The organism is Pseudomonas sp. RL_15y_Pfl2_60 (assembly GCF_963970595.1).
Lineage (GTDB): Bacteria > Pseudomonadota > Gammaproteobacteria > Pseudomonadales > Pseudomonadaceae > Aquipseudomonas.
The window spans coordinates 49,040-63,652 of sequence record NZ_CAXAOE010000004.1 but is presented as its reverse complement, the minus strand read 5'-3'; the positions used below and the strand labels follow the sequence as shown (position 1 = coordinate 63,652).

Sequence of the window (14,613 nt, the reverse complement as noted above, 5' to 3'; positions counted from 1 at the left end):
TTGCGTTCTCCCTTATTAATTGTCCTTCGGCGCTGCTTGTTTATTTCGATTGAGGATAAATTGTTGAACCCGTTGCTGAACGATATCACTGACTTTATCGCTCAACTGGATGCTGGCGAGCAAGGTCGGAATGTTTTCTTCCAGGTTGATGTTGAAGTTGATGGGGCGTCCTTTCTCGATTGCCGGGTTCCTGCCTTCAAGGCGCAAGGCTAGCAAGAGCTGGCCTTGGGGGTCATAACTCACGCCGCTGGAGAGGGTGGTGTAGTGAAAGTCCTCCAGTGACTGCGCGACCAGTTGCATCGCTGGATTACTGGCGCCCAGCGCTTTGATCTTGTCATTGTGGAACTGCAGGCGCCCGCCGGGTTGGCGCGCGCTGATCTGGCCTTGTTCAACGCTCAAGCCTGCAGGGTTGAGATGCAAGGGAATCGAGCCATCGATCAAGCCACTACCAGACAAGCCTTCTGCGGGGTAGGCGGCAAACAGGTTTTCAAGTTTCAGGCCTTTCAAGTTCAGGGCAAAGAGCAAATCAGGCTGCTTCAGGTCCCATTGTCTGGCTGGCAAGGTGACCTGCCCGCCGAGAACCTGGGCCTTGGCCTGCAGCAGTGTCAGCTGGCCTTTATCCAGAGCGCTGAGTGTGGCGCTGTAGCGGCCACGCAGCGCGATGGGGCCAAGGGCGATGCCTGGGTTAGCCTCGGTCAGCTTCAGATCTTTGACCTCGGCGAGGAGGCGTTGGTTCGCCAGGCGCATCTGCACCTCGCTCGTTAAACCACTGAACAGTGTGCGGTCGTAAATGCCTGAGAGTCCTTGGCTGGCAAGGTCGAGGGTCAAGTCTGTGCTTTTGTTGGGCGCTAGGCTCAGCCTGGCGCTGGCATTGAGCCGGCCATTGTTGAGGTCGAGCAGGGCAGGCCAGTCGCTCAGGGTGCTTTTAAGTGGGTTGCCCGCACGAAAGAATATTTCATTGAACTTGGCCTCTAGCTGCAGGCCTTTGATCGCACTGTTTTGTCCCGCCAGCTGCGCTTGCAGGCCAGAGCCTGTCGCCAGCGAGCCATCCAAAACCTGGGTTTGCGGATCGGCTTGCAGTTTGCCCTTGAAGCTCCAGCTTTGTGCTTTCAATGCAGGCTGCTGCAGGGATTTGACGCTAAGCACGAGGGGGCCATCGACTTGCCAGTTATCGAGGCGGGTTGTTGTGCTTAGATTCACTCCGGCGAGCGAAGCGTCAAGGCCAGTGGCGCTGATCTGCGGGTGAGTGAGTTGAGCGAGTTGCAGTCGCGAGCTCTTGTCCAGGTTGAGCCTGATCTGCTGTGCGTCTGCATAACCGTTGAAAACCAACGTCGTGTCGAGGCCTTGGGCTGTCCATTCATTGAATTGCAGGTTCTTGCTGCTGGCGTTCAAGGTTGCGTCGTTGACTTGAACAGCCCACGGCAAGGTATTGGCCAGCGCCACCTTGGCTTGCAGTTGCACCGAGCTGGCACCGCTGCTGCTGAGGTTGAGGGCCAATGGCAGATGACGCCCGCGCAGTTGCGCTTCAAGGGTATTCTCAGCCGTATTGATTGGTTCAGCTGGTTGAATGCTGAGACTGAATTGATCGTTTTGCAGCGGAGCAGGCAAGCGGTTGCGCAGCGCTTCAGCAAGCTGTTGCAGCTTTAGATCAGCCTTGATTTGCTCGGCGATCCATTGGCCGGACTGCGCCTCAAGTGCCAGGCTGAGCGCCCCCTGAACCTGACCGATGCCCGGTACCGGCCAAGGCTCTGGCAGGTTGGCACTCGCGGTCAGTGTTCCACTCGCCTGTAGCAGGTGCTCAACACTGATTGGCCCGGCGGGCAAATCCAGTTGCCAGTTTGCGGATAACGCGGCAGCGCCCGGGGCCTCAGGCAGCTTGACCCTTGCCGGTAATACCCACTGGCTGAGCCAGTGTTGCAAGGCGCTGGCCTGGTTCAGGTTTGGCGCCGCGATTGCGCCGCTCAATAGGTTACTTTCTTGCCCTGAGGCATGGGTCTGCTTGCGTAGGCTCAGGTTTGCCCCCAGCTGCGGCTGGCCATCGACTTGCAGAGCAAATTGCAGGTTCAGGTCGTCTTCTGTGCGCTGCAACTGGCCATCAAGGGTCATTAGCTGGTCTTGGCTGCGCAGGTTGCTCTGCAGGGTCATTGTCAGCGGCTGTTGCGCTGCCTTGTTCAGTCGCAGGTCACCCTGCAAGGTGCAGCGTCCTTGAGCGCAAGGCAGGGTTGCGCTGAGTTGCCCAATACTCAGTGACTGTGGCATCAGCGCCAGCGGGCCAAGCATCTCCAGCAGGTCGATGGCGGCGGAATCGGTGGGCGCGGTGCGGGTATCGTGTTCTTGCCAGTCGAGATTGAGCTGCTCTAATTCAATGTGCTGCCAGAATGGCGTAAGCGTACTGAAGTCGCGCCATCCAAGGGTCAAGCCCTGGCTTTGAACACTTAGCGTTGCGGCATCACTTTGTTGCTCTACCTGGAGTTGGTGCAGATGAATACCATCGAGCGAAAAAGACAGCCCTTGCCAGTCGAAACGACTGATGTGTTGGCGCTGTAAAAATTGCTGCCAACTGACCGCCGCGATGCCCGCCAGCACGCACAGAAGCACGAACAGTCCGGCCAATCGTAGCCAGATTCGTCTCATCGCTTAGCTTCCTTTGTGCAGGTTGGTGCAATCAATTGCGGCGAAACCTCGTGCGGTTCAGTGCTGGGGCCAAGTGTTGGCGGGCTTGGGCGATGACCAGACGTTAACCCATGCCGAATGCAGATGTCAGCCTTGGTGTGCTCTGCGACATCAAGCGCTATCAGTATATTGGCCAACGCGTTTCTCAACCGCCGCGACTAACCTGGGCTGACCCAGCCGGGTAAAACCGGCGAGTTGGCGTTGCTTGAGGCATTACTGCAAACCAGCAAGCCTGCGCGGCCTGATGCAACGCCGGTTTGCACTCTCCTATTGAAAATGTCGTTCAGGTTTCCACCACCGCGCAGCAGATGGTTTAAAAAGCCACTTTCGATTGATGGGCCAAAGGTGTTCAAACTCATCGATTTTCAGCGTAGAGGGTGTCTGTAATTACCGCCTGAAAGTTGATCGACCGGTTGGTTAACTGTGAATTGGCCCTTTTCAGGTAAATAAAATCGCCCTGCGCGAATTTGCCGCAGTTTTTTTGGCGGTTTTGGAGCAATCCGACTGGAGATCGCTTGGTTGCTGGGCTTGGGCTGGCGGGTCAAGTCTTTGACGCTGGCGGGGTCATCTTCGCGGGTGGCCAATATGCGCCCAATTAGGGCATTTCTGACCTGCGGTAAATTGACTTGTGCACAATTTCAATGCGCCTTAGCAAGCTTGATTCAAAGAGCGTCGTAAATCATTGATTATTCATATGGATTTTTTAAGTCAATGAAAAATATCAATTTTTTTTGCTGGTGAAAAAATCGTCAGTTTAAGCTCAGCCCCCAAGCTACAGGCGTTGACGGCGCTTGCTCCCATCTTGTCCACCGAGTTATCCACAGGTTCTGTGGATTGTCTGCTCAGGCCCTACATACGTTTGTCACATTGATCTGTTTAGGGGTTTACCTCTGAAAAAAAGAGAGTAGAGTGGCGCGCCTTTCCACCCTATCGCCGTTATTTATGCCTCGCGTATTACCCCGTACCCATACAGCCCCCGTCTCAATCAGCACCAAGTTACCCATGCGCGTCGCGCTGTGGCTGCTAGATAGCCCACGTTTGGGTCATGCACCTTCGGTTAAACGCTTCGCTGGTCATCTGCTAAAGCAGCCCGCCCGCGAAGGTGTAGTCGCCGCACAGAGCCGTTTGGGGCAAATGCTCTGCCGTGATTGCGGTAACACCCGAGATCGTCGCATGGGCCTTGAGATGCTGCGTCTGGCTGCCCGTGCAGGCGACAGTTGCGCACAGCTGGAGCTGGGGCGTCATTATCTCAAGCCGCGCGTCAACGAGCCGCGCCAGGCACACCAGTGGCTGGAGCAGGCTGCTGCACATGGTTCGCAAGAAGCCAAGGCATTGCTCAAGTCGCTCTGACACCGCCAGACCAGCCAATCAATCTCTTTCAGCCATGCCGCGCTGTATGCCTGGGTTGGGTTTTATTCAACGAATGATCCAGGCTGCGCGACATTCATGGCGATGCCTTGGCTTGGCTATATAAAGGGTTAAGCAACAGGTGCCTGACGTATCGGCAAACTACTGGGTATACTTCCAGTAATGCTGATGCGGAGTTGTGTATGCCAATCGATTTACCGAGCTTGTTTATTGGCCTTGCCGGGGCGGGAATACCCTTGTTGGTGTTGGCTCTGGTGCTGCAGCGCCGAGCCTCGGCCCTAGGCCTTGAATGCAGTTTGCTGCAGGAGCGCCTGAGCAGCGCACAACTGGCGCAAACCGGCTTGAGTGCACAGCTCGATGCCTGCCGCGAGGAAGTCAGCGAGATCGCCGAGATCAAGGCCGATCAGCAAGCCGAGCTTGCAGCCATGCGCCGTGAGGCGGAGTTGTTGCAGCACGAACAGCAGATTTCCCGCGAAGCTGCGCGTGAGTGGCAGCAACAGCGCGAGCAGCAGGAGGCAGAGTTGCGCCGTTTAGGCTCGGAGCGGGCGGGGCTTGCCGCGGAACTACGCGATCAACAAGAACATCATCAGCAGCGCCTTACCGATCTGCAAGGTTCGCGGGATGAGCTGCGTGCGCAGTTTGCCGAGCTGGCCGGGAAGATTTTTGATGAGCGCGAGCAGCGCTTTGCTGAAACCAGCCAGCAGCGCTTGGGGCAACTGCTTGATCCATTGAAAGAGCGCATTCAATCGTTCGAGAAGCGTGTCGAAGAAAGCTATCAACATGAAGCCCGTGAGCGATTTTCCCTGGGCAAAGAGCTTGAGCGTCTACAGCAGCTCAATCAGCGCCTGGGTGATGAGGCGACCAACCTGACCCGTGCACTTAAAGGTCAGAAGACCCAAGGCAACTGGGGCGAGTTGATTCTCGAGCGGGTCCTTGAACATGCCGGTTTGGAGAAGGGGCGTGAGTATCAAACTCAGGTCAGCCTCAAAAGCGCGGAAGGTGAGCGCTTCCAGCCGGATGTTTTGATTCAGTTGCCCGGTGACAAGCAAGTGGTGGTCGATGCCAAAGTCAGCCTGACCGCTTATCAACAATACGTTGCGGCTGAAGATGATGGCTCGCGTCAGCAGGCGCTTAAACAGCATGTGCAATCGTTGCGCAGCCACCTCAAAGGTCTGTCGCTCAAGGATTACCAGCGTCTAGAAGGCCTGCACAGCCTCGATTTTGTACTGCTCTTCGTGCCGATTGAAGCTGCCTTTGCCGCTGCGCTTCAGGCTGAGCCTGGGCTGTTCCAGGAGGCATTCGAGCAGAATATCGTGATCGTCAGCCCAACCACATTGTTGGCCACCTTGCGTGTGACTGACAGCCTATGGCGCCAGGAGCGCCAAGGCCAGAATGCGCGTGAAATTGCCGAGCGTGCCGGAGCCCTGTACGACAAATTCTTTGCGTTTATCCAGGACCTGGACGAAGTTGGCGCACGCCTGCAACAGCTGGATAAAGCCTACGCATCGGCGCGTAACAAGCTGTGCGACGGGCGCGGCAATATCATTAGTCGGGTTGAAAACTTGAAGCTGCTGGGCGCGCGGGCAAGTAAGAGTTTGCCCGCGGACTTGCTGGAGCAGGCAGCGCAATTACCCTTTGAGGACGATGCCTGAGGCGTCTCAGCCAATGGCGGCTGGTCGCGTTGTCGCCGCCTAGGGTATGGATTTCAAGCTTTAAAATGGGGCAGGGCACTCAAAGCGCATGCGTTCGCCTGTCTGCGGGTGCGTGAGGGTGAGCATGTTGGCGTGCAGGCACAGGCGCGGATAAGCGGCGAGGGCTTGCTCATGGGCATACAGGCCATCGCCGAGCAGCGGGTGGCCAATCGACAGCATGTGGACGCGCAATTGGTGCGAGCGACCGGTAATGGGGGTGAGTTCTACCCGGCAATAATCCCCGCAGCGCTCAGTCACTTGCCAGAAGGTCAGGGCGTGCTTGCCGTGTTCGTGATCGACCACGTGACGCGGCTTGGTTGGCGGGTCGTAGCGCAGCGGTAAATCGATGCTGCCGCTGTCGAGCTCAGGTTGGCCCCAGCACAGCGCGGTGTAGGCTTTCTCGGTTTCACGGTCATGGAATTGCCGTGACAGCTCGCGATGGCTGTCAGCGTCGCGCGCCAGCACTATGATCCCTGATGTTTCCCAATCGAGCCGGTGGACGATCCGGGCTTCGGGGTAACCGTTTTCCTGCAGGCGAGTGACCAGGCAATCCTTGTTGTCTTCGGCGCGACCGGGCACCGAGAGCAGCAGGGTTGGCTTGTTGATCACCAGCAATGCGGCGTCCTGGTGGAGAATTTCAATCTGACTGAGGGGCATGGGGCTTCTAGTGTGGGCTTGAGCGAAGGCTAATCTTACCAGCCTGGTGTGGCGATGCATTCATTGGGCAGAAAACACAATGGCGGCTCTAAGGCCGCCATTGTGTTGGGGTGTTGCCTGTGGCCGAGGTTATTAACGCTCGGGCAGGGTGATGTTCAGCTCAAGAATCGAGCAGCTACCCTGATTTTCCAGTGCGACCTGAACATGCTCTGAATCGATGTTGACGTACTTGCGAATCACATCAACCAGTTCTTGTTGCAGGGCCGGGAGGTAATCCGGCTGGCTGCGCTGGCCACGTTCGTGGGCGACGATGATTTGCAGGCGCTCTTTCGCGATAGACGCAGTTGTTCCCTTTTTGCGCTCACGAAAGAAGTCAAAAATATTCATTCACGACCTCCAAATAAACGTTGTAAGAATCCCTTCTTCTGAACATCAAGGAAGCGATGCTCAACGGTTTTGCCGAGCAGGCGGTCAACTGCGTCGCTGTATGCCTGGCCTGCGTCGCTTTGGTCGTCCAGGATTACCGGCACGCCTTGGTTGGAGGCCTTGAGGACTGCTTGTGACTCCGGAATCACGCCGATCAGGCGGATTGCGAGGATTTCTTCGACGTCTTCAACGCCAAGCATTTCACCCTTGACCACACGCTCCGGGTTGTAGCGAGTCAGCAGCAAGTGTTCCTTGATTGGCTCGTCGCCATTCTCGGCGCGGCGCGACTTGCTCGAAAGCAGGCCGAGCATGCGGTCGGAGTCACGGACCGAGGAGACTTCCGGGTTGGTCACGACAATCGCTTCGTCAGCGAAGTACATGGCCAGGTGAGCGCCTTTTTCGATACCGGCAGGCGAGTCGCAAACTACGTATTCGAAGTTTTCCGACAATTCCTTGATGACTTTTTCGACGCCCTCAAGGGTGAGTGCGTCCTTGTCACGGGTTTGGCTGGCGGCCAGCACGTAAAGGTTTTCCAGGCGCTTGTCTTTGATCAGTGCCTGGGTCAGCGTAGCTTCGCCGTTTACGACGTTGACGAAGTCGTACACCACGCGGCGTTCGCAGCCCATGATCAGGTCAAGGTTACGCAGGCCAACGTCAAAATCGACGATGACGGTTTTGTGCCCGCGCAGAGCGAGACCGGTACCGATGGCGGCGCTAGTGGTCGTTTTGCCTACGCCACCCTTGCCGGAAGTAACTACGAGGATCTTGGCCAAGGTGATTCACCCCAAAATGTGAAATAAAAGCGGGAATCGTTCAGCCTTTTGAGGCGTCCAGATGCCCTTATATGTGTCCCAGAAATTGGCGGCAGTATCCGTTAAAGCCGGGTGATGTTCAACTCGTCACCAGACAAGCTGACATGAACTCCCTTACCCCACAACGGATCGCGCCGAAGATCTTCGGACACTTTGTAATGACCGGCAATCGAGAGCAGCTCCGCGCCCAGTTGCTGGCAGAAAATACGCGCTTTGAGGTTGCCCTTGATTCCGGCAAGGGCACGCCCGCGCATAGGTGCGTAAACATGGATGTTGCCATCGGCGAGAAGTTCCGCTCCGGCGCTGACCGGTGCCAAAACCAGTAAGTCCGAGCCTTGAGCGTAGACTTGCTGGCCGCCACGTACAGGGCTGGTCACCACTTTAGTCGGTTTGTGCTCGGGCTCGGCGGGTTTTTGCGGTTTTTCAGGTTTTTTCTCGACGGGCGCCGGTGCCGGGTCGAGCGGTCGCTCGCGAGCGCCGGAAGGCGGCAGCACGGGCAGGTCCAGTGCATTGGCGGCTGCGATATGCTCTTCGCTGCTGGCGCGCACGGCCAGGGTGCGCAGGCCGTGCTTGCGGCACACGGCGATCAACTCGCTGAGTTCGAGTTTGGTTTCTGCGGCGGGTAGCTTGTCCACCGCGAGCACCAGTGGGGTGTTGCTGAAGAAATTCGGTGCTTGGGCGACTTTTGCGGCCAGTTGTTGATCAAGCAGCGCGCTGTCGTTGCGCGACAGCTCCATCACGGTGATGGCCAGCATGCTGCCTTTTAGTTGGAAAACTGGAACTTGGTCGAGAAGGTCAGCTTGACTCATGGTGTGCCTGGAACGCCTTTTGGTTGGACTGCAGCGCGAGTAGTGTGGGGTTTATAGCGAGAACCTTGCTGAGTCGCAAGCGGCTCGCCGATTTACCTGCCAATAGCCGTGCGTGGACAGGCAGTCTCGGTGCGGTTTGAAACTGCGGGGTAATTCTCGCACACGGCATAGACAACAGGCCTGAGGAAAAGTCCTGATAGAATGCCCAGCATTGTGTTTTGGATTGGAAGTGTTCATGGATCGTCCCGTGTTTCGCCGCGAATTTTTGCATCCGAGGTTTTGGCCGCTTTGGCTGGGGCTTGGCTTGCTATGGCTGGTCGTGCAGTTGCCGTACAAGGTCTTGCTCTGGCTCGGGCGCATGCTCGGCGTGGTGATGCAGGTCTTCGCCAAGGAGCGCTGCGAAATCATTACGCGTAACTTGCAGCTGTGTTACCCGCAGATGGGGAATGCCGAGCGCGAGCGCTTGATTCGTGAAAACTTCGCCTCAACCGGCATTGCCTTCTTTGAAATGGCCATGAGCTGGTGGTGGTCCAGGGCGCGCCTGGCCAAACTGGCCAAGGTCGAAGGCATTGAGCACTTGCAGCAAGCCCAGGCTGAAGGTCAGGGCGTGATCTTGATGGCGCTGCATTTTACTACCCTTGAGATCGGGGCTGCGCTGCTGGGGCAGCAGCATACTATCGACGGCATGTACCGCGAGCACGACAACCCATTGTTTGACTATATACAGCGGCGCGGGCGTGAGCGGCATAACCTTGATGCCACGGCGATCGAACGCGAGGACGTGCGTGCCATGCTCAAGGTGCTGCGCGCAGGCCGTGCTATTTGGTACGCGCCTGACCAGGATTACGGGCGCAAGCAGAGTATCTTCGTGCCCTTGTTTGGGGTGCAGGCTGCAACCGTCACCGCGACAACCAAGTTTGCCCGCCTGGGTCGTGCCCGGGTGCTGCCCTTTACTCAGGAGCGCCTGGCCGACGGCAGCGGTTACCGCCTGGTGATTCACCCGCCGCTGAGTGATTTCCCCGGCGAAAGCGAAGAAGCCGATTGCTTGCGCATCAACCAATGGGTCGAGCAAGCTGTCAATGCTTGCCCCGAGCAGTACCTTTGGGCGCATCGACGTTTCAAGACGCGTCCGGTGGGCGAGCCAAAACTCTACAAGAAACGCAAGCGCAAGTAGTGCATGGCGGGTCGACTCTTTACTGGCAGGACTATTTAAGGTGTGCGGATGAGTATCACGCCCAGCGCAAATGACGCCGTTACCGGGTTGATTCTTTCGGGTGGCGGGGCCCGGGCGGCCTATCAGGTTGGGGTGTTGGCGGCGATTGCTGATTTGCTGCCAGACCCACAAAGCAATCCATTCCCGGTCATAGTCGGTACTTCTGCGGGGGCTATCAATGCCGTGAGCCTGGCGTGCGGGGCGATGCATTTTGCCCAGGCTGTTCAGCGCCTGAGCAGTGTTTGGCAAGGCTTCAGCACGGCTTCGGTGTATCGCAGTGACTGGCCAGGGGTGCTGGCGCAGGCGAGCCGATTCATTGGTAATAGCATGCTGGGCCTTGGCGGACACGCTCCCGTTGCGCTGCTTAATAGCTCACCGTTAAAAGAGTTGCTGGCCAGCGAATTGGATTTCAGCGGGATTTCCGCCGCAGTACGTAACCGCAAGTTGAATGCAGTGGCGGTTACCGCATTTGGCTACGACTCGGGACAGGCGGTGACCTTTTATCAAGGTCGCTCCACCATTGATTCGTGGTTCAGGCATCGGCGCATTGGCATACCCACCCGCCTGGGGCTGGATCACTTGCTGGCCAGTTCGGCGATTCCACTGCTGTTTGCCCCGGTCAAAATCAATAACGAATACTTTGGTGACGGCGCGGTGCGTCAGTCTGCGCCCATCAGCCCAGCCTTGCACCTGGGCGCCAACCGGGTGCTTGTAGTGGGGGTGAGTGATCATTTTCAGCAAGGGCGCGCCATTCATATGCCAAGGCACAATGGCGCCGCGAAGCCGCCAACGCTGGCGCAGATCAGCGGGCACCTACTCAACAGCACCTTTATTGATCGCCTTGAGGCGGATATTGAGTTGTTGGAAAGAATCAATCACCTGAGCGGCATGATCACTCCAGAGCAGCAGGAGTCAAGCAATCTCAAGCCAGTGGAGGTGTTGGTGATTGCACCTAGCCAGCCATTGGATGAGATCGCGGCGCGCCATCGCCGTGAAATGCCGGCCTCGGTGCGCCTTTTCTTGCGCGGCCCGGGCGCTACGCGTGACAGCGGTGCCGGCGTGCTCAGTTATTTGTTGTTTGAGCCGGGCTATTGCCGCGAGTTGATCGAGCTGGGTTATCAGGATGCGATGGCGCAGAAGGCCAAACTCTGCACCTTTTTGTCGTTGGGCACTGCCTCTGACCCAATAGCACTTCCGGTGGCGCAAATACCGGTTTAATACCGCGCAGTCATTTTGCGAAAAAATCGCTGTGCCATGCCCATGCAATGTGAGCAGCAGTTTAAACTGCGCCATACCGATGCTTTGTGTCGCATTTCCATAAGCGCCGGTTTTTCAGGGGGTGGCGCTATAAGAAGTTGTCGCATGACGGCAATGCCATCCGCATCGCAATCCCTACAATCCTTTTCATCACCTGCTACTAAAAGCAGGCGTTTCCTTGTCAGGAGAGTTCAGATGTCTGTTCAGCACGACCCGGTACAGCGCGCCGATTTCGATCAGGTTATGGTTCCAAACTATGCACCCGCAGCGTTTATCCCTGTGCGCGGTAAGGGTTCGCGAGTCTGGGATCAGAGCGGTCGCGAGCTGATCGACTTCTCTGGCGGCATCGCGGTAAACGTGCTCGGCCATGCGCATCCCGTGCTGGTCAAGGTGTTGACTGAGCAGGCCAATACCCTGTGGCACGTGTCCAATGTATTCACCAACGAGCCAGCGTTGCGCCTGGCTAAGAAACTGGTCGATGCAACCTTTGCCGAGCGCGTGTTCTTCTGCAACTCCGGCGCCGAAGCGAACGAGGCCGCGTTCAAGCTGGCCCGTCGCGTTGCCTTCGATAAGTTTGGCGAAGACAAATGCGAAATCATTGCCGCGGTAAACAGCTTCCACGGTCGCACCCTGTTCACTGTCAGCGTTGGCGGCCAACCCAAGTATTCAGATGGCTTTGGCCCGAAGATCAAGGGCATCAGCCACGTTCCCTACAATGATCTTGAGGCGCTCAAGGCTGCTGTTTCAGACAAGACCTGCGCGATCGTACTTGAGCCAATTCAGGGCGAGGGCGGCGTGGTTCCTGCTGACCTGGCATACCTGCAAGGCGCACGCGAACTGTGTGACCAGCACAATGCGCTGTTGATTTTCGATGAAGTGCAAAGCGGCATGGGGCGCAGCGGTTCGCTGTTTACCTATCAGCACTACGGTGTCACGCCAGACATATTGTCCAGCGCCAAGAGCCTGGGTGGCGGTTTCCCGATTGGGGCTATGCTGACCACCAATGAGCTGGCCAAACATTTGGCCGTGGGCACCCACGGTACGACATACGGCGGCAATCCGCTGGCCTGTGCAGTGGCTGAAGCGGTTGTCGATATCATCAACACACCTGAAGTATTGGCGGGTGTGCAGGCTAAACATGAACGATTCAAGACCAAGCTTGAGCAGATCGGCCAGCAGTACGGCGTGTTTAGCGAAGTGCGCGGCTTGGGGCTGTTGATCGGTTGTGCTTTGAGCGAAGCCTGGAAGGGCAAAGCCAAAACCATCCTTGAGGCGGCCGCGGCTGAAAACCTCATGGTTCTGCAAGCTGGCCCGGATGTGGTGCGCTTCGCGCCAAGCCTGGTGGTTGAAGATGCTGATATTGACGAAGGTCTGGCACGTTTTGAGCGTGCAGTCGCCAAGTTGACCCAAGCCTGATTGGCGCTCACCCGCAATCCATTTTGACGGTATGCGGGTGAGTTGTTCTGTTGTTTACTCCAGGCGCGTGCACAGGCCGTATGGGTCGCCTGAAGTTCGCTCATGGATGAATCATCTTGTGTGCTGCAGCCATTGGTTGCAGTTTTCTCCAGACCACTCTGCGCGAGTGTTCTGGGGCTTTTCTTGATAGGAGTGACACCATGCTGGTGATGCGCCCCGCGCAAATGGCTGACCTTGCGGAAGTACAGCGTCTGGCCGCGGACAGCCCGGTTGGTGTGACTTCACTGCCGGACGATGTTGGCCGCCTTAGCGATAAAATCGAGGCGTCTGAAGCCTCGTTCGCGGCTGAAGTCAGCTTTAACGGCGAAGAAAGCTATTTCTTTGTGCTCGAAGACACTGAAACCGGCCGCCTGGTCGGTTGTTCGGGGATCATGGCTTCGACCGGTTATTCAGAACCTTTTTACAGCTTTCGCAACGAAACCTTCGTGCATAACTCGCGTGAGTTGAAGATTCACAACAAGACCCACGTGCTTTCGTTGTGCCACGACCTGACCGGCAACAGCCTGCTGACCAGCTTTTATGTCGAGCGGCCGCTGGTCAGTACGGTGTTTGCCGAGCTTAATTCCCGTGCTCGCTTGCTGTTTGTCGCCACCCATCCTGAGCGTTTTGCCGATGCGGTGGTGGTTGAGATCGTGGGCTACAGCGATGACTCGGGCGACTCACCGTTCTGGGATGCGGTTGGGCGGAATTTCTTCGACATGAACTACGCCGAGGCCGAACGCTTGTGTGGCTTGAAGAGCCGTACCTTCCTCGCCGAGTTGATGCCGCATTACCCGATCTATGTGCCGCTCCTGCCTGATAGCGCTCAAGAAGCCATGGGGCAGGTGCATCCGCGTGCACAAATCACCTTCGATATCTTGATGCGCGAAGGCTTTGAGACGGATCACTACATCGATATTTTCGACGGCGGGCCTACCTTGCACGCTCGCACCTCGGGTATTCGTACCATTGCCCAGAGCCGGATGGTGCCGGTGTTGCTGGGTGAGCGCGAGCAAGGTGGCGGACGCATGTATTTGGTCAGTAATGGCCAATTGCAGGATTTCCGCGCCATCGTCGTTGAACTGGATTGGGTGCCGGGTCGCCCGGTCACTCTTGATTTGCAAACCGCCGAGGCCTTGGGTGTCGGTGAAGGCGTCAGCGTCCGTCTGGTCGCGATTTAAGGAGTCAGCATGATCGTTCGTCCCGTACGCAGTGCCGATCTCGCGGCCCTTATCGACCTGGCGCGAAGCACTGGCGCAGGCTTGACTACATTACCCGCCAACGAAGAGCGTCTGGCGCACCGGGTCGGCTGGGCTGAAAAGACCTTCCGTGGCGAAGCCGAGCGGGCCGATGCCGATTATCTGTTCGTGCTTGAAACCGATGAGGGCGAAGTGGTTGGTATTTCCGCCATCGCCGGCGCTGTTGGTCTGCGCGAGCCTTGGTACAACTACCGTGTTGGCCTGACGGTCAGTGCCTCGCAAGAATTGAATATCCACCGGCAGATCCCGACGCTGTTTCTGGCTAACGACCTGACCGGCAACTCGGAGCTGTGCTCGCTGTTTCTGCGTGCCGACCACCGCACTGGCATCAACGGGCGCATGCTGTCGAAGGCGCGCTTTATGTTTATTGCCGAGTTCCCCGAGTTATTCGGTGACAAGGTGATGGCTGAAATGCGTGGTATGTCGGATGAGCAGGGTCGTTCGCCGTTCTGGGAGAGCCTTGGAAGGCACTTCTTCAAGATGGAATTCAGCCAGGCTGACTACCTCACCGGCGTTGGCAATAAATCATTTATTGCTGAGCTGATGCCCAAGTTTCCGCTCTACACCTGCTTTCTTTCCGAAGATGCGCGTAACAGCATTGGCCGGGTTCATCCTGATACTGAGCCTGCGCTGACCATGCTCAAGGGCGAGGGTTTCAGCTACCAGGGTTATGTTGATATTTTCGATGCAGGCCCTGCTATCGAGGCGGAAACTCAAAAAATCCGTGCTGTGCGCGACAGTCAGACGTTGGTATTGGCCATTGGTACGCCGGGCGACGATGCAAGCCCTTTTGTCATGCATAACCGCAAGCGCGAGAATTGCCGGATCACGGCCGCGCCGGCACGTCTGGCGGCTGGCACTTTGGTGGTTGATGCGTTGACCGCCAGGCGTTTGCAACTGTCGGCGGGCGATCAAGTGCGGGCAGTCAGTTTGTCGGCGCGCGGTTGAGCCGGCGCTAACACGAATCAGGGGTTCGGCGTTTCGTCGGGCCAC

Annotated in this window: 13 protein-coding genes; 7 read left to right on the top strand and 6 right to left on the bottom strand. The window is 57.2% G+C overall.

Annotated features, from left to right (window positions below):
- Window positions 1–15 precede the first annotated feature (15 nt).
- Complete coding sequence (locus AACY26_RS11825; protein ID WP_339514227.1) at window positions 16–2,634, bottom strand: intermembrane phospholipid transport protein YdbH family protein; 2,619 nt, start codon at window positions 2,632–2,634, stop codon at window positions 16–18.
- Window positions 2,635–2,831: 197 nt separating this feature from the next.
- Complete coding sequence (locus AACY26_RS11820; RefSeq protein WP_339514225.1) at window positions 2,832–3,032, bottom strand: hypothetical protein; 201 nt, start codon at window positions 3,030–3,032, stop codon at window positions 2,832–2,834.
- Between the two features lie 643 nt (window positions 3,033–3,675).
- Between AACY26_RS11820 and AACY26_RS11815 the strand changes: the two genes are divergently transcribed.
- Both AACY26_RS11815 and rmuC read left to right on the top strand, forming a co-directional pair.
- Entirely contained in the window at window positions 3,676–4,023 is a 348-nt protein-coding gene (locus AACY26_RS11815; RefSeq protein WP_445261304.1) for a tetratricopeptide repeat protein, read from the top strand.
- A gap of 314 nt (window positions 4,024–4,337) precedes the next feature.
- On the top strand, window positions 4,338–5,693 hold the full coding sequence (gene rmuC, locus AACY26_RS11810) for a DNA recombination protein RmuC (RefSeq protein ID WP_339515132.1): 1,356 nt from the start codon (window positions 4,338–4,340) through the stop codon (window positions 5,691–5,693).
- A gap of 60 nt (window positions 5,694–5,753) precedes the next feature.
- Here the strand turns inward: rmuC and AACY26_RS11805 are convergent, their stop codons facing one another.
- The 4 genes from AACY26_RS11805 to minC form a co-directional block, all read right to left on the bottom strand.
- Entirely contained in the window at window positions 5,754–6,449 is a 696-nt protein-coding gene (locus AACY26_RS11805; protein WP_339514223.1) for an RluA family pseudouridine synthase, read from the bottom strand.
- Window positions 6,450–6,521: 72 nt separating this feature from the next.
- Window positions 6,522–6,776, bottom strand: coding sequence for a cell division topological specificity factor MinE (minE, locus tag AACY26_RS11800; RefSeq protein WP_339514221.1), 255 nt, complete (start codon window positions 6,774–6,776; stop codon window positions 6,522–6,524).
- Entirely contained in the window at window positions 6,773–7,588 is an 816-nt protein-coding gene (minD, locus tag AACY26_RS11795) for a septum site-determining protein MinD (protein WP_010490370.1), read from the bottom strand. The genes minE and minD overlap by 4 nt, the downstream gene beginning before the upstream one ends.
- 101 nt (window positions 7,589–7,689) lie before the next feature.
- Window positions 7,690–8,436, bottom strand: coding sequence for a septum site-determining protein MinC (gene minC, locus AACY26_RS11790; protein ID WP_339514219.1), 747 nt, complete (start codon window positions 8,434–8,436; stop codon window positions 7,690–7,692).
- A 235-nt stretch (window positions 8,437–8,671) separates the two neighbouring features.
- On the opposite strand from minC, the gene AACY26_RS11785 reads away from it, so the two are divergent.
- The 5 genes from AACY26_RS11785 to astA all read left to right on the top strand — a co-directional run bounded on the left by AACY26_RS11785 (window position 8,672) and on the right by astA (window position 14,568).
- Complete coding sequence (locus AACY26_RS11785) at window positions 8,672–9,610, top strand: lipid A biosynthesis lauroyl acyltransferase (protein WP_339514217.1); 939 nt, start codon at window positions 8,672–8,674, stop codon at window positions 9,608–9,610.
- 48 nt (window positions 9,611–9,658) lie between these two features.
- The gene (locus AACY26_RS11780; RefSeq protein WP_339514215.1) at window positions 9,659–10,867 is read left to right on the top strand and encodes a patatin-like phospholipase family protein; all 1,209 of its coding nucleotides are present in this window, start codon (window positions 9,659–9,661) and stop codon (window positions 10,865–10,867) included.
- A gap of 234 nt (window positions 10,868–11,101) precedes the next feature.
- Entirely contained in the window at window positions 11,102–12,322 is a 1,221-nt protein-coding gene (locus AACY26_RS11775; RefSeq protein ID WP_339514213.1) for an aspartate aminotransferase family protein, read from the top strand.
- Between the two features lie 200 nt (window positions 12,323–12,522).
- On the top strand, window positions 12,523–13,542 hold the full coding sequence (gene aruF / locus AACY26_RS11770; RefSeq protein ID WP_339514211.1) for an arginine/ornithine succinyltransferase subunit alpha: 1,020 nt from the start codon (window positions 12,523–12,525) through the stop codon (window positions 13,540–13,542).
- Between the two features lie 9 nt (window positions 13,543–13,551).
- Complete coding sequence (astA, locus tag AACY26_RS11765; RefSeq protein ID WP_339514209.1) at window positions 13,552–14,568, top strand: arginine N-succinyltransferase; 1,017 nt, start codon at window positions 13,552–13,554, stop codon at window positions 14,566–14,568.
- The last annotated feature ends 45 nt before the right edge of the window (window positions 14,569–14,613 follow it).